This window comes from Micromonospora sp. NPDC085948 (assembly GCF_040686315.1).
In the GTDB taxonomy this organism is placed as follows: domain Bacteria; phylum Actinomycetota; class Actinomycetes; order Mycobacteriales; family Micromonosporaceae; genus Micromonospora.
The window spans coordinates 11936-33389 of the sequence record NZ_JBFBJW010000005.1 but is presented as its reverse complement, the minus strand read 5'-3'; the positions used below and the strand labels follow the sequence as shown (position 1 = coordinate 33389).

General features: G+C 72.4%; 24 protein-coding genes. 13 read left to right on the top strand and 11 right to left on the bottom strand.

The window, feature by feature from the left end:
• Nucleotides 1-135: 135 nt before the first annotated feature.
• Nucleotides 136-558, bottom strand: coding sequence for an MmcQ/YjbR family DNA-binding protein (locus AB0O48_RS15380; RefSeq protein ID WP_357239567.1), 423 nt, complete (start codon nt 556-558; stop codon nt 136-138).
• Between the two features lie 154 nt (nt 559-712).
• Between AB0O48_RS15380 and AB0O48_RS15375 the strand changes: the two genes are divergently transcribed.
• Nucleotides 713-2515: an acyl-CoA dehydrogenase gene (locus tag AB0O48_RS15375; RefSeq protein ID WP_357239564.1), complete on the top strand. Its 1803-nt coding sequence runs from the start codon at nt 713-715 to the stop codon at nt 2513-2515.
• A 12-nt stretch (nt 2516-2527) separates the two neighbouring features.
• On the opposite strand, the gene AB0O48_RS15370 is transcribed toward AB0O48_RS15375, so the two are convergent.
• Nucleotides 2528-2704: a hypothetical protein gene (locus AB0O48_RS15370; RefSeq protein WP_238644885.1), complete on the bottom strand. Its 177-nt coding sequence runs from the start codon at nt 2702-2704 to the stop codon at nt 2528-2530.
• Nucleotides 2705-2920: 216 nt separating this feature from the next.
• A complete protein-coding gene (locus tag AB0O48_RS15365) occupies nt 2921-3640 on the bottom strand; it encodes a spermidine synthase (RefSeq protein WP_357570276.1) in 720 nt (239 codons plus the stop codon).
• Between the two features lie 126 nt (nt 3641-3766).
• Here AB0O48_RS15365 and eccB point away from each other — a divergent pair, with 126 nt between their 5' ends.
• Entirely contained in the window at nt 3767-5143 is a 1377-nt protein-coding gene (eccB, locus tag AB0O48_RS15360) for a type VII secretion protein EccB (protein WP_365065994.1), read from the top strand.
• A 123-nt stretch (nt 5144-5266) separates the two neighbouring features.
• On the opposite strand, the gene AB0O48_RS15355 is transcribed toward eccB, so the two are convergent.
• From AB0O48_RS15355 to AB0O48_RS15340, 4 genes are read right to left on the bottom strand one after another with little or no spacing between them, the layout of a single operon-like run.
• Complete coding sequence (locus tag AB0O48_RS15355; protein WP_357239555.1) at nt 5267-5872, bottom strand: class I SAM-dependent methyltransferase; 606 nt, start codon at nt 5870-5872, stop codon at nt 5267-5269.
• A 54-nt stretch (nt 5873-5926) separates the two neighbouring features.
• Nucleotides 5927-6793: a carbohydrate ABC transporter permease gene (locus AB0O48_RS15350; protein WP_357239552.1), complete on the bottom strand. Its 867-nt coding sequence runs from the start codon at nt 6791-6793 to the stop codon at nt 5927-5929.
• Nucleotides 6793-7752, bottom strand: a complete 960-nt coding sequence (locus AB0O48_RS15345; RefSeq protein WP_365065989.1) for a sugar ABC transporter permease — start codon at nt 7750-7752, stop codon at nt 6793-6795. The genes AB0O48_RS15350 and AB0O48_RS15345 overlap by 1 nt, the downstream gene beginning before the upstream one ends.
• Nucleotides 7749-9143: an extracellular solute-binding protein gene (locus tag AB0O48_RS15340; RefSeq protein WP_357570273.1), complete on the bottom strand. Its 1395-nt coding sequence runs from the start codon at nt 9141-9143 to the stop codon at nt 7749-7751. Before AB0O48_RS15340 ends, AB0O48_RS15345 begins: the two co-directional genes overlap by 4 nt.
• A gap of 115 nt (nt 9144-9258) precedes the next feature.
• On the opposite strand from AB0O48_RS15340, the gene AB0O48_RS15335 reads away from it, so the two are divergent.
• The 6 genes from AB0O48_RS15335 (at nt 9259) to AB0O48_RS15310 (ending at nt 14862) form a co-directional block, all read left to right on the top strand.
• Complete coding sequence (locus AB0O48_RS15335; protein ID WP_357239544.1) at nt 9259-10296, top strand: zinc-binding dehydrogenase; 1038 nt, start codon at nt 9259-9261, stop codon at nt 10294-10296.
• On the top strand, nt 10297-11118 hold the full coding sequence (locus tag AB0O48_RS15330) for a sugar phosphate isomerase/epimerase family protein (protein WP_357239541.1): 822 nt from the start codon (nt 10297-10299) through the stop codon (nt 11116-11118).
• A 65-nt stretch (nt 11119-11183) separates the two neighbouring features.
• The gene (locus tag AB0O48_RS15325) at nt 11184-12470 is read left to right on the top strand and encodes a hypothetical protein (RefSeq protein ID WP_365066679.1); all 1287 of its coding nucleotides are present in this window, start codon (nt 11184-11186) and stop codon (nt 12468-12470) included.
• A 55-nt stretch (nt 12471-12525) separates the two neighbouring features.
• Nucleotides 12526-12924 (top strand): NUDIX domain-containing protein, encoded by a 399-nt coding sequence (locus AB0O48_RS15320; RefSeq protein WP_357239538.1) that lies wholly within the window; start codon nt 12526-12528, stop codon nt 12922-12924.
• Nucleotides 12925-12966: 42 nt separating this feature from the next.
• Complete coding sequence (locus AB0O48_RS15315) at nt 12967-13482, top strand: DUF2267 domain-containing protein (protein WP_357239535.1); 516 nt, start codon at nt 12967-12969, stop codon at nt 13480-13482.
• A 180-nt stretch (nt 13483-13662) separates the two neighbouring features.
• Complete coding sequence (locus AB0O48_RS15310) at nt 13663-14862, top strand: FUSC family protein (protein WP_357239532.1); 1200 nt, start codon at nt 13663-13665, stop codon at nt 14860-14862.
• Here AB0O48_RS15310 and AB0O48_RS15305 read toward each other — a convergent pair whose 3' ends face one another.
• Nucleotides 14863-15513 (bottom strand): helix-turn-helix domain-containing protein, encoded by a 651-nt coding sequence (locus AB0O48_RS15305; RefSeq protein ID WP_365065981.1) that lies wholly within the window; start codon nt 15511-15513, stop codon nt 14863-14865. It abuts the gene before it with no gap.
• A gap of 68 nt (nt 15514-15581) precedes the next feature.
• Between AB0O48_RS15305 and AB0O48_RS15300 the strand changes: the two genes are divergently transcribed.
• On the top strand, nt 15582-16346 hold the full coding sequence (locus tag AB0O48_RS15300) for an SDR family oxidoreductase (RefSeq protein WP_365065978.1): 765 nt from the start codon (nt 15582-15584) through the stop codon (nt 16344-16346).
• 9 nt (nt 16347-16355) lie between these two features.
• Here AB0O48_RS15300 and AB0O48_RS15295 read toward each other — a convergent pair whose 3' ends face one another.
• Entirely contained in the window at nt 16356-17585 is a 1230-nt protein-coding gene (locus AB0O48_RS15295; RefSeq protein ID WP_365065976.1) for a hypothetical protein, read from the bottom strand.
• 26 nt (nt 17586-17611) lie between these two features.
• A complete protein-coding gene (locus tag AB0O48_RS15290) occupies nt 17612-18127 on the bottom strand; it encodes an NUDIX domain-containing protein (RefSeq protein ID WP_365065973.1) in 516 nt (171 codons plus the stop codon).
• A gap of 65 nt (nt 18128-18192) precedes the next feature.
• On the opposite strand from AB0O48_RS15290, the gene AB0O48_RS15285 reads away from it, so the two are divergent.
• Nucleotides 18193-18684 (top strand): type II toxin-antitoxin system PemK/MazF family toxin, encoded by a 492-nt coding sequence (locus AB0O48_RS15285; RefSeq protein ID WP_357239517.1) that lies wholly within the window; start codon nt 18193-18195, stop codon nt 18682-18684.
• Between the two features lie 57 nt (nt 18685-18741).
• Here AB0O48_RS15285 and AB0O48_RS15280 read toward each other — a convergent pair whose 3' ends face one another.
• The gene (locus tag AB0O48_RS15280; protein WP_357239514.1) at nt 18742-19392 is read right to left on the bottom strand and encodes an NAD(P)H-dependent oxidoreductase; all 651 of its coding nucleotides are present in this window, start codon (nt 19390-19392) and stop codon (nt 18742-18744) included.
• Between the two features lie 158 nt (nt 19393-19550).
• Here AB0O48_RS15280 and AB0O48_RS15275 point away from each other — a divergent pair, with 158 nt between their 5' ends.
• The 3 genes from AB0O48_RS15275 to AB0O48_RS15265 are packed head-to-tail and all read left to right on the top strand — an operon-like array spanning nt 19551 to nt 21451.
• Complete coding sequence (locus tag AB0O48_RS15275) at nt 19551-19895, top strand: metalloregulator ArsR/SmtB family transcription factor (protein WP_365065969.1); 345 nt, start codon at nt 19551-19553, stop codon at nt 19893-19895.
• On the top strand, nt 19879-20352 hold the full coding sequence (locus AB0O48_RS15270; RefSeq protein ID WP_365065966.1) for an SRPBCC family protein: 474 nt from the start codon (nt 19879-19881) through the stop codon (nt 20350-20352). The genes AB0O48_RS15275 and AB0O48_RS15270 overlap by 17 nt, the downstream gene beginning before the upstream one ends.
• Nucleotides 20353-20407: 55 nt before the next feature.
• Nucleotides 20408-21451 (top strand): phosphotransferase, encoded by a 1044-nt coding sequence (locus tag AB0O48_RS15265; RefSeq protein ID WP_365065963.1) that lies wholly within the window; start codon nt 20408-20410, stop codon nt 21449-21451.
• Nucleotides 21452-21454 lie beyond the last annotated feature (3 nt).

Sequence of the window (21454 nt, the reverse complement as noted above, 5' to 3'; positions counted from 1 at the left end):
CCGCGATCGTCGTCCCTCGGACCGCACCCGCTCCACCTGATTTCGTCGTCAGGGCGGGGATCCCGGTCCGGCGGCAGCGCCTCGACCGGCCGGCCCCGATCGGCGAAACCGCTCGCCACCGGGTGCTGCCGGCGCTCAGCCGACCGGCGGCACCGGGGGACCGACCTGGGCGGCGAGCCGCTTCGGGGCCATGATGCGGTAGCTCTCGGTGAGCAACTCGCCCACCTCCTCCCAGTCGGTGTCGTCGCCCAGGATCATGCCCATCACGTTCGGACTCCACTCCGGTTTGTAGAAGGGGTGCCCGGCGCCGAGGAGCCCGGCGATCTCGTCGAGTGGTGACCGGAAGGTCAGCAGGCAGGCGGGCTCGTCGAGTGCGGCGGCAGGTGCGTGGACCGGCTGGCGATCGGGGTCGATGCTGCGCACGTGGGCGATGGTCCGCTTGCGGATCCGCCAGCGGATACCCACCCAGGCGGGCTCCTCGTAGGTCTCCGGCAGCCCCAGGCAGATCGGCCGCAGCCGGTCGAGGACCTCGGGTGGGACGTCTCCAGGTGCGGTCACGGGCACCGACACTAGGCGGTCGGTGTGACAAGTTCCGCTCGTGGAACCCCACCCGCGCCGGTGGTGCGCGCCCGGTCGATCGGCCAGGATGGGCCGGGGCGACCGTGGGCCGTCGCCCCGGCCCGACCCGCCCCCGTGCCCGCTGAGGAGTGCCGTGCCGTCCACCCTGCTCTCCCGCCGTGACCTCGACTTCCTGCTGCACGAGTGGCTGCGGGTGTCCGAACTCGTGGAGCGTCCCCGCTACGCCGAGCACTCCCGGGAGACCTTCGACGACGCCCTCGACCTCGCCGAGCGGGTGGCCACCGAGCAGTTCGCCCCGCACAACCGCGCCGCCGACCTCACCGAACCCACCTTCGACGGGCAGCGGGTGCGGCTGATCCCGCAGGTGCGCGCGGCCCTTGACAGTTTCGCCGAGACCGGCCTGCTCACCGCCGGGCTGGACGCCTCGGTCGGCGGCCTGCAACTGCCGCACGCCGTCGCGGCGGCCTGCTTCACCTGGTTCCAGGCGGCCAACGTGGCCACCTCCGCGTACCCGTTCCTCACCCTGGGCAACGCCAACCTGCTGCTGGCGCACGGCAGTGCCGACCAGGTGGACACGTACGTCCGGCCCATGCTCGACGGCCGGTTCTTCGGCACCATGTGCCTGTCCGAGCCGCACGCGGGCAGCTCACTGGCCGACATCACCACCCGGGCGGAGCCCCAGGCGGACGGCACGTACCGAGTGTTCGGCACCAAGATGTGGATCTCCGGTGGCGATCACGAGCTGGCCGAGAACATCGTGCACCTGGTGCTGGCGCGGATCCCCGGCGGCCCACCCGGCGTCAAGGGCATCTCGCTGTTCATCGTGCCCAAGGTGCTGGTCGGCGCGGACGGGTCGCTCGGCGACCGCAACGACGTCGTGTTGGCCGGGCTCAACCACAAGATGGGTTTCCGGGGCACCACGAACACCCTGCTCAACTTCGGCGACGGCGGGCACACCCCGGGCGGCCGCGCCGGTGCGGTCGGCCACCTGGTCGGTCCGCCGCACCAGGGGCTGGCCCAGATGTTCCACATGATGAACGAGGCCCGGATCGGGGTCGGGGCCGGCGCCACCGCGCTGGGTTACACCGGGTATCTCAAGAGCCTGGCGTACGCCAGGGAGCGACCGCAGGGCCGCCCGGTCGGCGCGAAGGACCCGGCCACGGCGCAGGTACCGATCATCGACCACCCCGACGTACGACGGATGCTGCTGGCGCAGAAGAGCTACGTGGAGGGAGCGCTGGCGCTGGTGCTCTACTGCGCGCGGCTGCTCGACGAGCAGCACACCGCTCCCGCCGAGGCGGACCGCGAGCGCGCGCACCTGCTGCTGGACGTGCTCACCCCGATCACGAAGAGTTGGCCGTCGCAGTGGTGCCTGCATGCCAACGACCTGGCGATCCAGGTGCTCGGGGGCGCCGGGTACACCCGTGATCACGACGTGGAGCAGCACTACCGGGACAACCGGCTCAACCCGATCCACGAGGGCACCCACGGCATCCAGGCGTTGGATCTGCTGGGCCGCAAGATGACCATGCGGGGCGGCGCCGGCCTCGCCGAGCTGACCGCGACGATCGGCGACACGGTCGAGCGGGGCCGAAAGGTCGGCGGCGAGGCGGCCGATCTGGCGGACCGGCTGGCCGCCGCGGTGGACCGGACAACCGCGGTCACCCGTCGGCTGTGGGCCGACGGTGACCCGGTGTCCGCCCTGGCCAACGCCACCGCCTATCTGGAGGCGGTCGGGCACGTCGTGATCGCGTGGATGTGGTTGGAGCAGGTGCTGGCGCTGCCGCCGGAGGAGGCCGGCGACGCGTTCCACGCCGGCAAGCGCCAGGCGGCGCGCTACTTCTTCCGGGTCGAGTTGCCCCGCACCGGTCCGCAGTTCGACCTGCTGGACAGCCGGGACCGCACCACCCTCGACATGCGCCCGGACTGGTTCTGACCGGGTCAGCTGTCAGCGTCGGCGGTTCTGGTGCTGCATCGCCTGCCGGCCCTTGACCACACCCAGGATGATCACGATCACCAGCGCGATCAGACCGATGATGATCAGCCAGCGGACGGCCTCAAGGATCAGCCCGAGCAGGATCAGCACGCCGGCGACCACGCCGACGACCCAGAGCAGCGCACGCATGTCTACCTCCGGTAACCGGCCGCGCCTGGTGCGGCGGGCACGGTGTGACCTTTCCCGATCTGGCCGCCACCATGCCCACGCGAGGTGCGATGCGTTGCTGCCGATCGACTCGGGTTCCGTGCTGTCGGGGTGTCCAGGACGCAGGGATGGCCCGATCGCCGGAAAACCGAGTCGATCAAGGGGGGCTGGGCCGGTGGGCATGTCGGCCCGGCCGGTTCAGCCCTCGGTGCGCGCCACGTAGACCGTGTTCGCGGACTCGCCGCCGGTCAGCGGGTTGGCGAACGGCACGACGTGCGCCTGCACGTCCACGAACACCTCGGCGAGCGCCGCGGTGAACTCGGTGTCCGGCGGGTCGTCCGACCAGAGCGAGAAAATCCCCTCGGGCCGCAGCAGGGCGGCCAGCCGACGCAGCCCGGCCGGCGGGTAGAACGCCGCGTGACTGGGGTGCAGGACGTTGCGCGGGGAGTGGTCGACGTCGAGCAGCACGGCGTCGAACCGCCGCCCGGGTGCCTCGGCGTCGAAGCCGACGTCACCGGCCACCGCGGCGAAGAAGTCGGCCTGCACGAACCGGGTCCGGGGGTCCTCGGCGAGCCCCGCCGCGAACGGCAGCAGACCCCGACGGTGCCAGTCGATCACGTCCTCGATCGCCTCCACCACCAGCAGCGAACGCACCCGTGGGTCGCCCAGCGCCGCGCAGGCGGTGTAGCCCAGCCCGAGACCACCGACCACCACGTCGAGCGAGTCGCCGGCCACCGCGGCGAGACCCAGCCGGGCCAGCTCGATCTCCGCGACCGGGAACAGGCTGGACATCAGGTACTCGTCGTCGAGTTTGACCTCGTACACCTCGACCTGGAGGGCCGGATCCCGGCGTCGGCGCAGGCTGATCGCGCCGATCGGGGTCTCCCGCCAGGCCAGCTCCTCGAAACGCGCGCCCACGGGTGCCCTCTCGCCGCCGGATTCGTCCCCGGATGGTACCGGTTGCCCCGAGCCGGACACGCAGGGTCCCGAGACATCGACGCACCGCATATTCTGTGCCCCGGCCGACCCACCGGAAGGGACCTCATGCCGTCGCGGCAGGACCAGCTGCACTCCTACCAGTTCAGCGTCCAGCGGGCGGTCGCCGCTCTGGTCATGCGCGAGACCGATCCCGCGCAGTCGCCGTTTCGGCGGCTGGCCGGCGCCGGCCTGGCCAGCGTCCTGGTCGCGGCGATCGGGCTCGGCGGCTTCGCGCTCTACGGCCTGTTCGCCGGGGGCGGCAAGGGTTGGCGCGACCCGGGTGCGGTGATCGTGGAGAAGGAGTCCGGCGCGCGGTTCGTCTACCGCGAGCAGAAGCTGCACCCGGTGCTCAACTACGCCTCAGCGCTGCTGATCGTCGGCGCGGACCAGTCCAAGACCGTGCTGGTCTCCCGACGCACGATCGACGGCGTCCCGCGCGGGCTGCCGCTGGGTATCGCCGACGCGCCGGACTCGCTGCCCGCACCCGGTCGGCTGGCCACGGCGGCGTGGACCGTCTGCTCGACGGCCCCGGCGGGCGAGGCGCCCCGCTCCGCTCTGCTGATCGGCACCGAGCCCGACGGCGGCCGACTGCTGGGCGACGAGGCGTTGCTGCTGCGGCACCCCGACGGCGGGCTGCACCTGGTCTGGCACCAGCGGCGCTACCTCGTCCGCGATCCCAGCCGGGTGCTGGCGGCGCTCGCCACCACCCGCGCGCAGGCGGTGGCGGTGGCACCCGCCCTGCTCAACTCCCTGCCCGCCGGCAGCGACCTCGCCCCGCTCGAACTGCCCGGGCTGGGCCAGCCGGCCACCCAGGTGCCGGACGCCGCGATCGGCACGGTCTACCTGGTGAGCAACTCCGGTGGCGGTCGGCAGTACGCGGTGGCCGTCGACGCCGGCCTGGCCGGCATCACCGAGTTGCAGGCCGGGCTGTTGCTGGCGCGCACCGGGCAGGGTGAGCCGGTGCCGATGACGTTGGGTCGTTTCGCCGCGCTGCCCACGGTGCCCGACCTCGCACCGAGTGGCGCGTACGCCCCGCCGCCGACCCCGCCCCGGCTCGCGGCCGGCGACGGGGGGGACCTCTGCGCCCGGGTCGCCGACGACGGCGGGGTTGCCGAGGTGCGCTGGGGCGTACCGCTGCGGGACCTGGCGGCCACGCCGCGGACCGCGCCCGTCGACGGCGCGGTCCTGGCCGACCACGTGGTGGTGGAGCCGGGTCGCGGCGCGGTGGTCGAGGCCGCCGCGGCGCCCGGCGCGTCCGGCGGCGCGGTGTCCGTGGTCACCGACCTGGGCCGACGGTACGTGCTGGCGGACCGGGAGGTGCTCCCGATGCTCGGCTATCGCGGGGTGCGCCCGGTGCGGCTGCCCGCGGGGCTGGTCAGCCTGGTGCCCGCCGGCGCCACCCTGGACCCGGCCGCCGCTCGGGCCGTCGCCGCCCCCGACTGAAAACCCCAAGCCTGCCGGCGGCGTGGCGGCGTGGCGGCGGTGATCAAGAGGTTTGCGTCAGAACCGAGCGTGAGCCTGACGCAAACCTCTTGATCACCGGAAAGCAGCGTGCGGCGGGCGGTGTCAGTCGGCCGGACGGCGCAGGATGCTGACCGCGAACGGCGCGTCGTCGCGCCACGGGCGCAGGTCCCAGGTGGCGAAGCGCTGCTCCACCCGCAGGCCGGCGGCCACCGCGTCGGCGTCGAAGGCGGTGAGGGGGTAGCCACGCTCGGTGCCGAAGCCGACGGTCAGCACACCGTCGGGCCGCAGGTGCAGGGCGACCCGGCGCAGCACCTCCGGTTCGGTGCCGACGGCGACGAAGGCGAGGACGTTGCCGGCCAGCACCGCCGCGTCGAACGGCTCCGCCTCACCCATCGCCGGCAGGTCCAGCTCGGCCAGGTCGGCGACCAGCCAGGTCGGGCCGGGATAGTCGGCGCGGGCGGCAGCCACCAGGGCGGGGTCGGCGTCCACCCCGACCACGGTGTGTCCGCGCTGGGCCAGCGCGGCACCGACCCGGCCCGTGCCGCTGCCGGCGTCGAGGATCCGGGAGCCGGGCGCGACGAGGGTGTCCACCAGTCGGGCCTCGCCGGCCAGGTCGGCGCCCTCGGCCGCGAGTTTCCGAAACCGGTCGATGTACCACTGCGAGTGCTCGGGGCCGGTGTCGGTCGCCCAGCGGGTCGGGTTGGCCATGAGGCCACCGTATCCGGGCCGGTGGGGGCGCGGCCGGTGACCCGGGGGAGACGGTCATCCCTTCTCCGCGCCGCTGGTCAGGCCCTCGGTGAGCAGCCGCTCGCTGGCGAAGAAGAGGATCACGATGGGCAGGGTGAGGACGACCGACCCGGCCATCAGCACCGTCTTGGGCACCTCCACCCCGTCGGAGAGCAGGGACAGCCCCAGCGACACCGTCCACCGGTTGGGTTTGTCGATCAGGAACAGCAGGGCGAAGAGAAACTCGTTCCAGGCGATCATGAAGTCGTAGAGCGCGACCGCCATGATCGACGGCATCGCGAGGGGCAGGCTGACGCGGCGGATGATGCCGAGTCGACCCGCACCGTCGATGGCGGCGGACTCCTCCAGACTGACCGGGATCGTCTCGAAGTAGTTGCGCAGCATGTAGACCGACACCGGCAGCGTCTGCGAGATGTAGACCAGCACCAGGCCGAACAGCGAGCCGCGCAGGTCGACGAGGCTGAACGCCACGAACAGGGGAATCGCGATGACGATCGACGGGAACAGGTAGACCGCCAGGAACAGGAAGTCGACCTGCCGCCGGCCGAAGAACCGCAGCCGGGCCACCGCGTACGCGCCGGGGATCGCCACCAGCAGGGTGAGCACGGTCGCCGCGACCGCGACCAGTCCGCTGTTGCGGATGAAGGTGAGGAACCCCTGGCCCCCGTCGGCGGTGGCCTTGAGGACCTCGGCGTACGTGGCCACGGTCAGTTCACCGAAGCCGACGAGCAGCGCGCCGGGGTCGAGCAGCAACTGCTCGATGGGGCGTACCGAGAGCACCAGCATGTAGTAGAAGGGGAAGACGGTGACCACCAGGAACACGGCGATCACCAGGCGGCGAAGCCAACGCAGGCTGACCGTCTCGACCATGTCCCGGTCCATCAACTCACCCTCCGTCCGAAGAAGCGCAGATAGATCACCACGAACACGATGAGCACCACGGCCAGCACGACCGCCTGCGCGGAGGCCGCGCCGATGTCGGTGCGCGCGGTGAGGAACTCGTACACCCGGACGCTGACCACCTCGGTGCCGGCGGCGCCACCGGTGAGCAGGTAGACGTCGTCGAACTTGTTGAACGTCATGATGAAACGCAGCACGCCCAGCAGGGCGATCACCGGCAGCAGTTGGGGCAGCAGGATGTGGCGGAACCGCTGGGTGGGGGTCGCGCCGTCGACCCGGGCGGCCTCCTCCAACTCACCGGGCACCGCCTGGAGCCGGGCCAGCAGGAACAGGAACGCGAACGGGAAGTACCGCCACGCCTCGAAGGCGATGACGGTGGTCAGGGCGGTCGACTCCTGCGACAGGAACGGAACCGGAGCGTCCCAGCCCAGCAGGCGTTGGCCCCACGCGTTGACGATGCCGAGCTGCGGGTCGAGCATCACCTGCCACACGAACGTCACCGCGACGACCGGTGCCACGTACGGCAGCAGCATGGATGCCCGGACCAGCGTGCGGCCCCGGAACGGTCGGCGGACGACAAGCGCGGCCACCAGTCCGAGCAGGATCGACCCGACGGTGCCGCCGATGCTGTAGATCAGCGTGACCCACAGCGTCTCGGCGAAGCCGGGGGTGTGCAGCACCCGGTCGAAGTTGTCCATGCTGAACTCGCCGAACAGGCCGGTCTTGCGCAACGTGGCGAGCCGGACCCGCTGGAAGGCGAGCACCACGGTCCACACGATCGGGATACCGATGACCGTGAGGGTGACGAGCAGTGTCGGTGCGACGAGCGCGAGCCCGGCACGGGACTCGCGGCGGCGCAGGGTCAGTGGGCGACGGCGGCCGGCCCGTCCCGGCCGCTCCCGGTTGGGGGAGCGGCCGGTCTCGGGCGCGGTGGTGGTCAATTGACGCCCGCCTTGATGGCTTCCACGTCCTTCTTGGCCCGGCCGGCGGCGGCCGCGGCGTCGGACTTGCCGGAGTAGACGTCGGTCAGCGCCTTGGGCACCGGTAGCTCACCGAGCATGGCGCCGACCAGCTTGCCCTGCCCCTGGGTGAGCCCCCACCGCTGGAAGGTGTCCGGACTGCGGCGCAGGGTGGCGAGCACCTCCTCGCCGAACACGTCGGCGAGGGGCTTCTTCGCGTCCACACCGGCCTGGCTGGTGTTCCAGGCCGTCAGGTACGCCTCGGGCTCGGCCGTGGTGCCCTTGCGCACCGGGAAGCGCCCCTCGGGGGACATGCCGAACCATCGCGGGTAGCCGTCGCTGAGCATGTACTCCACGAAGGACTTCGCCGGGTCGGTCACCGCGCCGTCGAGCACCGCCCACGAGCTGATCTCGCCGTACTGCGCCGGCTCGGTGCCGTTCGGACCCTTGATCGCGGTCACGAACCCGCTGTTCTTCGCGAGGAACGCAGGGTCGGTCTGACACTGTGGGCAGGTCGGCTTGGCGTCGTTGCGCAGCCCGGCCAACTCGTCGAGGATGAAGGGCGACCAGATGACCATGGCCGCCTTACCGGCGAAGTAGGTGGCCCGGGTGGTGTCCACGTCCTGGGCGCCCTTCACCGAGCTGGTGCGGATCAGGTCGCCGTAGAAGCGGATCGCCTCGACGCACTGGGGCGAGTCGAGGGTGACCTTTCCGGAGTCGTCGGTGAGCTGGCAGCCGTTGGCCAGTGCCAGGTGCTCGAAGGTCTGCTGGGTGAACACGTCGCTGGCGGAGGTCGCCGCGGTGATCCCGGCGACGCCGCCGGTGTTGAGTTTCGTCGCGGCGTCGGTGATCCGCTCGTAGGTGTCCGGGGCGGGCAGGCCGGCGGCGGCGAACAGGTCCTTGCGGTAGACGAGCAGCTGACCCCACCCGTCACTGGGGACGGAGAGCTGCTTGCCGTCGTCGGAGGTCAGCTCCAACGCCCGGGGGGAGAACGTCTGCTTGCCCAGCTTGTCGACGACCTCCGCGTTCGCCGAGGCGTGCAGCAGCTCGTTGCCGGCGAGCGTACGGATGCCGGCCAGGGAGACCGACCCGACCACGTCGGGCAGGTCGCCGGCGGCGGCGTTGGCGGCGATCAGGGAGGGGAACTGGTCCTCGTTGACGGTCACGAGGTCGACCTGGATCCCGGTCTTGGCGGTGAAGTCGGCGATGATCGCCTTGGTGGCGGTGACCCGGTCGGCGACGTCTTCCAGGCTCCAGACGGTGATCTTTTTGCTGTTGCTGTCTGATTGGTCGTCGCCGCAGGCCAGCAGGGTGGACGCAGTCAGTGCCATGATCAGGGTGGTGGCGAGTATCCGCCTCGGAGGTGCTGACATCGGTGGCACTCCTCTCGAAGGGTACATGACTGATTCAACACGATCGATAGATTAATGACAAGACATATGGCGATTTTTTGCTATCCTGGAGCCCAGTGCAACCGGGATGTGACACATGGGCAACTGGGTCGTCTCACTCGCCGGGCCTCGACGGATCAGCCTCGAGCCCTGCCCACCAGATCCGCTCGGCCCCGGTCAGGTCCGGGTCCGCACCCGCTACTCGGGCATCTCCGCCGGCACCGAGCTGACCCTCTACCGGGGCAGCAATCCCCGGCTCAGCAAGGACTGGGACGACACCGCCCGGATGTTCGTCCCCCGGCAGACCCCGGTTCCCTACCCGCTGATCGGCTTCGGCTACGAAGAGGTCGGCGAGATCGTCGAGGTCGCCCCGGAGGTCACCGACCGGCGCCCGGGGCAACTCGTGTGGGGCATCTGGGGTCACCGGGCCGAGGCGGTGCTCGCCGCCGGCGCGGTCCGTCCACTCCCCACCGGGCTGGACCCGCTCGCCGCCGTCTTCGCCCGGCCCGGCGCCATCGCGCTGACCGCCGTACTCGCCGGTGACCTGCACCTCGGCGACTGGGTCGGCGTCTTCGGGCAGGGAGTCATCGGGCTGCTCGCCACCCGACTCGCCGTGCTCTCCGGCGCCCGGGTGGTGGCCGTCGACCCGGTGCCCAGCCGGCTGACACACGCCACCGACTACGGGGCGCGATCCACGGTGGACGCCCGCACCGAATCCGCGGCGGCAGTGCTACGTCTGGCCACCGACGGTCGGGGCGCGGACGTCTGCCTGGAGTTGTCCGGCGCGTACCCGGCGTTGCACGAGGCGATCCGGTCCACCGCGCACGCCGGCCGGGTGGTGGCCGCCGGGTTCTACCAGGGCCAGGCCGACGCGCTCGGCCTCGGCGAGGAGTTCCACCACAACCGCATCCAGTTGGTGGCCGCCCAGGTCTCCGGTCCCACCCCCGCGCCGAGCATGGCCGGCCGGTGGACCGGTGACCGGGTCGCGCAGACCTTCATGGATCTGGTGGCTGAGCACAGCCTCGACCCGATGCCGCTGGTCAGCCACATCGTCGACGCCAGCGCCGTCGCCGACGCCCTCGCGCTGCTCGATCGCGGCGCCGGTGACGTCCTCCAAGTGGTGCTGAGGTTCTAGATGACCGCCATCGCGCTGGCCTGTCAGGAACAACTCCTGCCGGGCACCGACCTGACCCAGAAGTTCGCACTCGCGACCGCCCTCGGTTACCAGGGCATCGAGCTACGCGGACGCGGAGACCTCGCGTTCGCCCACCGGCTGCCGGAGCTGCGCCGGGCCCGCGCCGACGGGGTCGTGCTGCCCACCGTCTGCGTCGAGATGGATCACTTCATCGGCGACTTCGACCCGGCCCGTTCCGCCGACGCCGTCCGTAACCTGCGCTCGCAGCTCTCGGTGATCGCCGAGCTGGGCGGCGTCGGGGTGATGACCCCGGCGGCCTGGGGGATGTTCTCCCGACGGCTGCCACCGTTCGAGCCACCGCGTCCGCGCGCCGGCGACCGGCAGGTCCTCCTCGACACCCTCGGCCAGTTGGGCGAGCACGCCAGGGCCGAGGGGGTCACCCTCTTCCTCGAACCCCTCAACCGGTACGAGGACCACATGGTCAACCGTCTCGACGAGGCGGTCGCGCTCTGCGCCGCCGTCGGGATGCCGTCGGTCCGGGTGGTCGCCGACACCTTCCACATGAACATCGAGGAGGACGACATGCACCGCGCGCTGCGGGGCGCCGCGCCGTACCTCGGGCACGTGCAGGTCAGCGACTCGAACAGGTTCCAGCCCGGTGCCGGGCACCTGGACTGGCCGGCACTGGTGCGGACCCTGCTGGAGCTGGACTACCGGGGCTGGCTGGCGTTGGAGTGTCGGCTGCGCGGCGACCCGGTCCGTGCCCTGCAACAGGCCGCGACGGTCCTGCGACACGCGCTGCCCCGCGAGGCCGCCGCGTGACCGCCGGAGGTGTGACGGCCGATGCCGACCCCGCCCGCACCGGTGGGCCGGCCGACGTCGCCGGGCTGCGCCAACTCGCCGTCGACACCCTCGACGCCAACTGGGAACGGGACCACACCGTGCCCTCACGCACCCTCTACCCGCACCAGTGGAGCTGGGATTCCGCGTTCATCGCGATCGGGCTGGCCCAGGTGCGCCCCGAGCGCGCCTGGCGGGAGCTGACGAGCCTCTTCCGGGCGCAGTGGGTCGACGGGAGGGTGCCGCACATCGTGTTCAACCCGGCGATGCGGGTCGGCACCTACTTCCCCGGCCCGGAGCTGTGGCGCTCGGTGAGTGTCGAGGGCACCCCCACCGTGGACACCTCCGGTCTGGTCCAGCCACCGGTGCACGCGCTCGCGGCGTGGCTGACGTACCAGCGGGCGCCCGACCCCACCGGCCTGGCCGCGCTGCGCCGGCTCTATCCCGCGCTTGTCGCCCAACAGCGTTACCTGGCGACGCGACGGGACGTGGCCGGTGACGGGCTGGTCTGCATCGTGCACCCGTGGGAGTCCGGGTTGGACAACAGCCCGGCCTGGGACGAGCCAATGGCCGCGGTCACGGCGGAGGCGGCCGTCATGCGGGCGTACCGTCGGCACGACACCGCGCACGCCGACGCCGCGCACCGCCCCACGGACCTGGACTACGCGCGCTACCTGGCGATCGTCGCGGCCTACCGGGACCACGGGTACGCCGACCGCCGGCTGGCCGACGACCACCCGTTCCTGGTGGAGTGCCCGCTGTTCAACGCGGCGTTCGGGTCCGCCGAGCATGCCCTCGCCGAGATCGCCGTGCTCGTCGGCGCCGACCCGGGGCCGCACCGGTCCCGCGCGGCCCAGATCACCGAGGCGCTGCTCCGACGGCTCTACGACCACGGCACCGGGACGTTCCAGCCCCGTGACCTGCGCACCGACCGGTTGGTCGGCGCCCGTACCGTGCTCGGGTTGACGCCGCTGATCCTGCCGGACCTGCCCGCGCGGCAGGCCGACGCGTTGGTCGTCGAGGCCCGGTCGGCGCGGTTCGGGGTTGCCCAGCGCATGGACCGGCCGTTGCCCACCTACGACCGCACCGCGCGTGACTTCGAGCCCCTGCGCTACTGGCGCGGGCCGAGTTGGCTGAACATCGGCTGGCTGGTCCGGCGCGGGCTGCTCGCGCACGGGCACCCGGAGCTGGCCGCCGGGCTGCGTCGCTCGATGATCGACCTGGTCGGCGGGGCGGGCTGCCACGAGTACTTCCACCCGGACACCGGCGCCGGGCTGGGCTCGCCGGCGTTCAGCTGGACCGCCGCGCTGCTGCTCGACCTGCTGGCCGAGTGATCGCACGGCGGCCACCTGCTGGTAGCGTGCCCGATCTTCGACCGGGAGGGGTGGCGTGCGCGAGATCGACAAGGTGGCCTGGATCCTCATCGAGGACGGGCGGGTACTGAGCACCCGGTCGGCGGGCAAGGACGTCTGGTACCTGCCGGGCGGCAAGCGGGAACCGGGAGAGAGCGACCTGGAGACCCTGCGCCGGGAGATCGACGAGGAGTTGAGCGTCGAGGTGGACGTGCGCCACGCGGTGCACCTGGGTACCTTCACCGCTCAGGCGCACGGGCACGCGGGTGGTGTCACCGTGCGGATGACCTGCTACCGGGCCGGTTACCAGGGACAGCTGAGGCCGGCCAGCGAGATCGCCGAGATGGCCTGGCTCGGCTACGTCGACCGGCACCGCACCTCGCCGGTCGACCACCTCATCTTCGACCACCTGCTGGCGGAGGGCCTCCTCCGCTGACGGCGCCGTTTGTCCCGGCCGGCCGGGGGTAACCGCCCGGACGTGACCGACCCCGACGGGTTCCCGTACTTCACCGACGCGGTGTCCCGCCGGTCCGGCCTGCCGCCCGAGCAGGCCGCCGCCCTCGCCCGCGCCGTACTCCAGACGTTGGCCGAGCGGGTGACCGGCGGCGCGACCGACGACCTCGTCGGGCACCTGCCGAACGAGGTCGACGGCTACCTGACCGGCCCGGCCCCGGACCCGGCGGGGACGGTCGGCCCTGTCCTGGATCCGGCCGGGCTCGGCGGACCGGATGGTGGCGTGGACGGGTTGGACACCGGGGTGGGCCTGGATGTCGGTGGGACCGCCGCGGTTGCGCCGCCGGACGCCGGTCCGGTGGAGTTCCTGCGCCGGGTGGGTGAGCGCGCCGGGGTGGACCCGGCCACCGCCCGAGCGGGCACCGGCGCCGTCTTCGGCACGTTGCGGTCGGCGATGACCGTCCGGGAGTTCCGGCAACTGGTGGCGCGACTGCCACGCGGTGGTGAAGGCGGACTCGCGTCCGACCCCTCCCGGCCCTGAACGGGACCGCCGCCCGGCCGGTCCGGTGCGGCGAGATCCACTCGCGTTCCTTGAAGTCGGGGTATCGCGGCGACCGGGACACCCCGGCTTCCGGTAACCCGAGTCGATCACGGCTCCGCCAGCGCCGCCGGTGTCGGGAATGTCCGGACCGGCCGGGCCGCCGCGTGGTACGAGTGCTCGGTGGATCCCGATGGCCGCCGCCGGCACGACGTCCGCCCACGGCGCGATCGTGTGGGGGAACGGGTCAGGGTCGCCGCTGCCCGGGTCCGTGGTCGAGGTGGCCGGGCGGGTCGGCTGCGGCTGAGTCAACTGGAAGCCGCCCTGGTGATCTCGGTGCAGGCGGGACTCGCCGCGGCTCTGGCCTGGTCTATCGGGCACGATCTGCTGGGCAACCCGGCGCCGATCTTCGCCCCGTCCGCCGCCGTGGGCACGATTGTGGCCGCGCTTGGCCAACGTGCACACCGGACCATCGAACTGCTGGTCGGAGTGGGCCTCGGCATCGCCACCACCGACCTCCTGCTGAGCTTCCTGGGCACCGGGTTCTGGCAGACCGGATTCGTCGTCGGGTGCGCGGTCCTCGCCACGCTCGTGCTGTTCGGGCGCAGCGGAGCGGCCGTTGGCCAGGCCGGCGGTACGGCGGTGCTGCTGGCGACACTGGCTCCGGCTCAGCACGACCTGGAATGGCCGCGGATCGTCGAGGCGATGGTCGGCGGCGCCGTGGGCCTCGTGGTGGTCGCGTTGCTGGTGCCGCTGAACCCGATGCGCATCCTCGATCGGGACGCGGCCCCGATCTACCAGCGGCTCGCCGGTCAACTGCGGGAGGTGTCCGCGGCGCTGGCCACCGGCGACCAGCAACGGGCCGTTCGGGCCCTGGACGCGCTGCGCGGGATGGGCCCGGCCCTGGACCGGATGCACGAGGCCCTCAGCGGCGCCGAGGAGGTGGTGAGCCTCGCCCCTGCCCGCTGGCTGCGCCGGCAGGATGTGGAGCGGTTCGCCAGCGCCAGTCAGCACGTGGAACGCGTCATCGAGCACAGCCGGGGAGTTGCGCGCCGATCGGCGATGGCGTTGCAGTACAACGAGCCGGTACCCCCCGACCTGCCCGCCGGCATCGGACGGTTCGCCGACTCGGTCGAGCTGCTGCGCCGCGAGCATCGCGCTGGGCGTCCCACCGAGAAGACCCGCCACGCGGTACGCGAGGCCGTCTACAAGGCTGGCCGCGCCCGCGCGCTGGGGGTCGACGAGTTCGGCGACGCGGTGGTGACCCAGTTGCGTACTGCCGCCAGCGACCTGCTGCGCGCCACCGGCTACGACCCGACCTCGGCCAACGACGCGGTACGCAAGGCGGCGGAGGAAGGCGAAAACTCGGTCAGCGCGGGATGATCAGGCCCCTGTCTCGAACTGGTCGTCGGGCCGTCCGTGCGATGGGTCGGCGCGCCCCCCGACGTCGTCGCCGAAGGCGGCGGTGAGTGCCGTCGAGATCAGTGCGGGCAGATCGGTTCGTCCGTCGTCCTCGGCCCAGCGCACCACCGCCGTGTGCAGGGCGGCGAGACAGGCGCTCGCCGCCGCCTGGACCCGGAACGCCGCGTCGGGGTCGGCGGCACCGTCCCCGACGGCGGCGACGATGGCCTGCTGGAGGGCGTACTGGTTGTCCAGGTGTTTTGCCCGCAGCGCCGGAGTGGAGATCATGAGGCGGAGTCGGGCCAGCAGGAAGTCCCGGTGGCTCCCACCGGTCAACGCCGCGGCCGATTCGATGAGGGCGCCGCCGATGCGCCGGACCAGAGGCTGGGCGGCCGGTGCCGCGGCGATCCGTTCGGCGACGAGTTGGCCGCGATCATCGAGGAGGACGAGGTCCTCCTTCGTGGGGAAGTGCCGGTAGACGGTCATCGGGGAGACCCCTGCGGCCTCGGCGACGTCGTGCACGGTCGTGGCGTCGTAGCCGCGCTCGCTGAACAGCCGTACCGCCTGCACCTGGATCGCGCGCTGCGTGTCAGCTCGTCGTTGGTCTCGCAGTCTTGAACGTTGGTCGGGCACGTGTTAGACACTACCTTGGTGATAGTCACTACCAGATTGGTGGCGACTACCAGATCTGAGGTGGCGACATGGGTGATCTGACCGGTCGGACGGCTCTCGTGACCGGGGCATCGCGCGGCATCGGCCAGGCGATCGCGGCACTGCTGGCGGCGCGGGGGGCGATGGTCTTCGTGCACTTCGGCACCGACCAGGACGGTGCGACGGCGACGGTCGACGAGATCGGACGTGCCGGCGGCACCGCGCTCGCCGTCCGCGCGGAGTTGGGGGTGGACGACGACGTCGAGACGCTCTTCGCGGGGGTCGAGGCCGGTCTGGCCGGGCGACCACTCGACATCCTCGTCAACAACGCGGCGACCGCGCCGGCCGGTCCGCTCGGTGTCACCTCGCGGGCGGAGTTCGACCACCTCTTCGCGGTGAACGTGCGAGCGCCGTACTTCATCACCCAGCGGGCGCTGTCGCTGCTGCGCGACGGCGGCCGCATAATCACGATCTCGTCCGTGGCGACCCGGATGGCCAACCCCGCGCAGACCTCCTTCGCCATGACGAAGGGCGCGGTCGAGACGATGAGCATGACCCTGGCCAACCAGGTCGGTGTCCGGGGCATCACGGTGAACGCGGTCGCTCCCGGCGCCACCCGGACGGCGACCAACGGGTCGGTCTTCGACACGCCGGGCCTGACCGACCTCATCCGTGGGACGACCGCGCTCGACCGCCTGGGCGAGCCCGACGACGTCGCCGAGGTGGTCGCGTTCCTCGCTTCCGACCGGGCGCGCTGGATCACCGGTCAGGTCATCGACGCGAGTGGCGGCCTGTTCCTCGGACCGCGCGTCTGATCGCGAGGCTCACGTCGCGGAGTCGGACAGCTCCTCCGGGTCGGTGATCCAGGCGGAGAACACCGGCACCCCGTGCCACGGCCCGGCGGTCCCGTCCGGCCGGGCGTCGCTGGCCACGGCCACCACGGCGTACGGGTGGCCGAAGCGTAACTCCGCGGTGCGGGCCACGCCCTCCGGCGGCAGGCTGACCACCCCGAACATCCCGGTCACCGCGGCTGCCTCGAACCCGTACCGGCCGTAGCGGGCCAGCGCCGTCTGTCGTGCCTCGAAGCCCCGCACCGGTTGGTCCAGCGCCTTCGCCAGCGCCACCGTGGCCGCCGGAAAACCCAGCGCCGGAGCGGTCAGGTCGTGCTCGCTGCGGGCCGACCAGCAGGGGAGCACCGCGGTGTGCCGCTCCTCGCGGCCGTCGCGGGCCCGGGTCCGGACCCGTTCCTCCGTCAGGATCCACAGTGGGGTCTCGCCCAGCGGCAGGTCGAACAGCGATCGGCCACCGGCCGGTGGCGTGCCGTCGGCCGCACCGGCGCTGAGGTCGTACGCAACGGCCAACACCTCGGCGGGCGGCACCTGCGGTGCGGCGGCCACCGACAGGACGACCAGCCCCGCACCGTCGCTGCTCGGGGCCGGTGCGGCGTGCACGATCACGTCACCGACCCGTGTGCCGGACACGATGGCGCACCGGTGGCCCTGGCTCGGACTGCGCAGCACCTGGCGTAGCCGGCGCGCCCAGGCGCTGCCGGCACCGAGCGCGCGGGCGTCGGCGCGGTCGAACGGAGTCGCCCAGGAGATGCGGGTGGCCAGCGCGCTGGCCAGGGCGAAGACCACGTCCGGGCCGACCTTCAGGGGGAACGTGTCGATCAGGCCGTCGGTGTGCTCGCGCGCCCAGGCGTCCAACCCGGCCTGGTCGGGCAGCGCGCCGACCTCGGTCGTCGCGGGCAGCGTGGCCCGCCAACCAGGCGACCCGCCGCCGCCCTGGCCCGCCCGGTGCCAGAGCGCGGTGGCGGAGGCGACAAGCGGATGCGGCGCGTCCAGGAGCGTTCGGGCGACCTCCGCCGCGCTGGCCAGGTCGGTGCCCAGAGCACGGACCAGGTCCTCGGCGGCCGGGTCGGAGTCGGCCGCGGTGGCGCAGACCGCGAGCAGCAGCCAGGCGCCGAGCGGGGAGGCGACGTGGTGCCGGTCGCCGATCGTGGCGTGCAACCGCGCGGCGTACGCGGCGAGTGGCCCGTGCAGATCGGTCGTCATGCCCCCACTCTGCCCGCCGGCCCGGCTCACGACCACAACTCGAACGGCTCGTCGATCTCCTCGCCGGCCAGGAAGGGCGTGATCAGCCGGGGGAGTTGCCCGGGGTAGAACCGCTCCGGGCTGGCCACCACCTCCGGCAGCGGCCACCAGCGGAAGTCGAAGTAGTCCTCGCGCTCGTAGTCGAGGCGGTGCGCCTCGTCCACGTCCGGGCCGGGGCCTGCGAGTCGTACCGTGACGACCACCTCGTCCTGCACGTGGCGCACCTGACGGTGCAGGAAGCTTGCCCGCCGACGCCAGATCGGCGCGCCCACCTGGTCGGCGGCGACCACGATGCCGGTCTCCTCGCGCAGCTCGCGCACGGCCGTGTCGCGGTAGGCCTCTCCGGGGTCCATGCCGCCGCCCGGCAGCTCCCACCAGGTGCCCAGCCGGGGATGGTCCGGGTCGTGGGTGTGGAACAGCAACACCCGGTCAGCGTGGTCGATGACCACCACCCGTACCGCACGCCGTTCGAGGATCGGCAGGTCGTCGGGTATGGCACTCATCGGCCCAGTCTGCCGCAGCAACTCCCACGCCGGTGGCTGGTGCGGTGGCGGGTAGGCTGCCCGCCGTGGCTGGTCTGTTGAGGAATGTCGCGGCTCGTATCTCCCGGGTGGGCGCGGTGCTCCCGTCGCCCCGACGTACCGGGCCGGCACCCGCGCAGGTGGCCCGCCGCCGTCAGGTGAGCGCCCTGCAACGGCGGGAGCTGACCTACGCCCCGGAGCGGGACGGTCAGGCCGACCCGGGCGAGATCGTCTGGACGTGGGTGCCGTACGAGGACGACCCCCGGCAGGGCAAGGACCGGCCGGTGCTCGTCGTCGGACGGCACAGCCGGACGTTGTTCGGGCTGATGCTGTCCAGTCAGAGCGAGCGGGACGGGCAGCGGCACTGGTTCGCGCTCGGGCCGGGTGAGTGGGACCGGGACAACCGGCCGAGCTGGGTCCGCCTGGACCGGGTGCTCACCATGCGCGAGGACAGCATCCGCCGCGAGGGCGCCGTGTTGGATCGGCCCCGGTTCGACCGGGTCGGGCAGGCGCTGCGCGCCGGCTACGGCTGGCGCTGACCGCGCGCCCGGCGGGCTGCCCCTGTCGAGGCGGCCCGGGAGTGACGCACCCGGTGCTCATGCCTGCTCGCGGCTCGGCCCGACCGCCGCGCCCCGCGCGTCCGGCGGCGGGTACGGCTGGTCGGCGAGCAGCCGGGCCAGGTGTGCGGTGTTGAGCGCCAGGGCCTTCGTGGTACGACCGGTCGTGTCGGGCTTGGGGCCGACGTCGCGGTAGTCCACCGTGTGCAGTGCCTCGCCCACCCAGTAGGTCGCGGCGGCGGCGGCGAGGGTGAACCCGACCTCGTTGAGCGCCTGCTGCACCTGGCCGATGGTGTGGTGCGCACCATCCTCGTTGCCGACGACGGCGACGCCGGCAACCTTGCCGTAGGTGAGGAGCCGACCCTCGGCGTCGGTCTCGGACAGCTCGGCGTCCAGGCGTTCGAGGACCATCTTGCAGACGCTGGCCGGCTGACCGAGCCAGATCGGCGTGGCGATGATGAGCACCTGGGCGGCCAGCAGCTTGGCGCGGATCGCCGGCCAGCCGTCGCCGCTGCCCTCGTCCGTGGACACCCCGAAGCGCACGCCGTGGTCGACGACCCGGACGAGTTCGCCCTCGACGCCCTGTGCGGCCAACTCGGCGAGCACCTCCCGACCGAGTTGCTCGGAGCTCGACGGCGCCGGTGAGGGCTTGAGGGTGCAGTTGAGCACGAGGGCGCGAATGGTCGCCACGTCGGTTCCTCCGGGTGGTCGGCGGGGATGTGGCTGTCCCATACCCGGACAGTGGCCCCGACATTCCTCTCGCACCAGGCGGCGAAACCATTGACGGGAGGTCGCTGAGCTGTATATTCAACCGGCAGGTTGATTAACTCTCTGGTGGAAAGCGACAGATGACAGCAGATCCTGTCGACGCCGTGTTCGCCGCGCTCGCCGACCCGACCCGCCGCGCCATCCTGGCCCGGCTGGCGACCGGTGCGGCGACGGTCAACGAACTGGCGGCACCGTTCCCGATCAGCGTCCAGGCGGTCTCCAAGCACCTCGCCGTGTTGGAGCGGGCGGGCCTGATCGTGCGGACCCGCGAGGCACAGTGGCGTCGCTGCCGGCTGGACCCGGCGCCGCTGCGGACGCTCGCCGAGTGGCTCGACCAGTACCGCCGGCTCTGGGACGACCGTTACGACACCCTGGACACCTACCTCCGCGACCTGAAGGAGACCCGCCATGAGCACGCTCCCTGACCTGACGGTCGACCTGCCGTCCGACCGGGAGGTCACCCTCACCCGGTCCTTCGACGCCCCGCGCGAGGTGGTCTACGCCGCGCACACCCAGGCCGAGCACCTGACGCAGTGGTGGGGACGGGGCAACCCGCTGGATGTCGACATCGACTTCCGCGCGGGCGGGCACTACCGCTACGTCGAGCACGCCACGGACGGAAACGACTACGCCTTCCGCGGTGAGTTCCGGGAGATCGTCGTGCCGGAGCGGATCGTGCAGACCTTCGAGTTCGAGGGCATGCCCGGCCACGTGGCGGTGGAGACACTGGTCTTCACCGAGCACGAGGGACGCACCACCGTCACCGTCACCGTTCGGTACGACACCACGAAGGAGCGCGACGGCGTGGTCGACTCCGGCATGTCGAAGGGCGCCGCCGAGTCGTACGCCGCGCTGGACCGGCACCTGGCCACCCTGCGCTGAACGTGGGCGCGGCCGGCACACATCGGTGGACCGGGAGGGCTGGCATGCTGTCCGCATGACCGAGGACGTCCCGCGGCAGGTGGCCGAGCAGGTCCGGGCCGCCTTCGGCCTGCCACTGTCCACGATGGAGCAGGTGACCCACGGCGCGGACGAGCGCGCCCGACTGTGGCTGGCGTCCACCGTCGACGGCGCTCGGTACGCGGTCAAGCTGAGCGGCGGCGGCACCGCGGCCGGTCTGGCCGTGACGGCGTACCTGGCCCGACAGGGCGTGCCGGGCATCGCCGCGCCGCTGCGCACCCACGACGGACAGCTGTCCGTCGACCACGGCGGTCACCGCCTCTCGGTGGTGCCGTGGGTCTCCGACCAGCGGGCGCTCGACGGGGCGATGACCGAGGCGCACTGGTACGCGTACGGCGAGGTGCTGGCGGCCGTGCACGCGGTGCCGGTGACCGACGAGCTGAGCCGGCTGCTGCCGCCGGGCGGAGCGGCGTACCCCTCGATCGTCGCCGCGACCCGCGCGATGGCCGAGCGGCTGCGCGACCCGGACCGGTCCGACACCGCCGGTCCGGTGCTCGCCGACCTCGCGGCGGTGTGGTCCACGGTGGCCGACCGGGTGCGCACACTGACCGGCGGGGTGGAGCGCATGGCTGCCGACCTGCGCGATCGCCCCGCGCCGGTCGTCTGTCACGGCGACCCGCACCTGGGCAACCTGTTGCTCGGCGCGGACGGGCAGGTGTGGCTGATCGACTGGGACGACGCCGTGCTCGCGCCGCCCGAGTGTGACCTGATGTTCGTCCGGGGTGGGGTGCTCGCCTTCGCGCCGGTCACTCCCGGGCAGCAGAGGGCCGTGCTCGCCGGTTACGGTCCGGCGGACATCGACCCGGCTCGCCTGGCGTGGTTCCTCGCGGTCCGCGCGCTCGACGACCTCAGCGACTGGACCCGCCAGGCGTTGGACCCGGGCGCCGACCCGGCCGAGCGGGATCGAGCCGCGGTGATCGTGCGGGGGCTGGTGTCACCGGTCGGCCTGGTCACCCTCGCCGACGCGGCGATGCGTGACCTCGCGCCACCGAGCCGTACGCCGCGCTGGACCGACGCCTGACCA

Bases quoted from the DNA above. Each gene is read 5' to 3' on its own strand.
- AB0O48_RS15295 (WP_365065976.1), bottom strand. From the start codon at position 17,585: ATGACGACCGATCTGCACGGGCCACTCGCCGCGTACGCCGCGCGGTTG.
- AB0O48_RS15335 (WP_357239544.1), top strand. From the start codon at position 9,259: ATGGGCAACTGGGTCGTCTCACTCGCCGGGCCTCGACGGATCAGCCTC.
- AB0O48_RS15350 (WP_357239552.1), bottom strand. From the start codon at position 6,793: ATGGACCGGGACATGGTCGAGACGGTCAGCCTGCGTTGGCTTCGCCGC.
- AB0O48_RS15290 (WP_365065973.1), bottom strand. From the start codon at position 18,127: ATGAGTGCCATACCCGACGACCTGCCGATCCTCGAACGGCGTGCGGTA.
- AB0O48_RS15265 (WP_365065963.1), top strand. From the start codon at position 20,408: ATGACCGAGGACGTCCCGCGGCAGGTGGCCGAGCAGGTCCGGGCCGCC.
- AB0O48_RS15340 (WP_357570273.1), bottom strand. From the start codon at position 9,143: ATGTCAGCACCTCCGAGGCGGATACTCGCCACCACCCTGATCATGGCA.
- AB0O48_RS15355 (WP_357239555.1), bottom strand. From the start codon at position 5,872: ATGGCCAACCCGACCCGCTGGGCGACCGACACCGGCCCCGAGCACTCG.
- AB0O48_RS15370 (WP_238644885.1), bottom strand. From the start codon at position 2,704: ATGCGTGCGCTGCTCTGGGTCGTCGGCGTGGTCGCCGGCGTGCTGATC.
- AB0O48_RS15330 (WP_357239541.1), top strand. From the start codon at position 10,297: ATGACCGCCATCGCGCTGGCCTGTCAGGAACAACTCCTGCCGGGCACC.
- eccB (WP_365065994.1), top strand. From the start codon at position 3,767: ATGCCGTCGCGGCAGGACCAGCTGCACTCCTACCAGTTCAGCGTCCAG.
- AB0O48_RS15270 (WP_365065966.1), top strand. From the start codon at position 19,879: ATGAGCACGCTCCCTGACCTGACGGTCGACCTGCCGTCCGACCGGGAG.
- AB0O48_RS15300 (WP_365065978.1), top strand. From the start codon at position 15,582: ATGGGTGATCTGACCGGTCGGACGGCTCTCGTGACCGGGGCATCGCGC.
- AB0O48_RS15275 (WP_365065969.1), top strand. From the start codon at position 19,551: ATGACAGCAGATCCTGTCGACGCCGTGTTCGCCGCGCTCGCCGACCCG.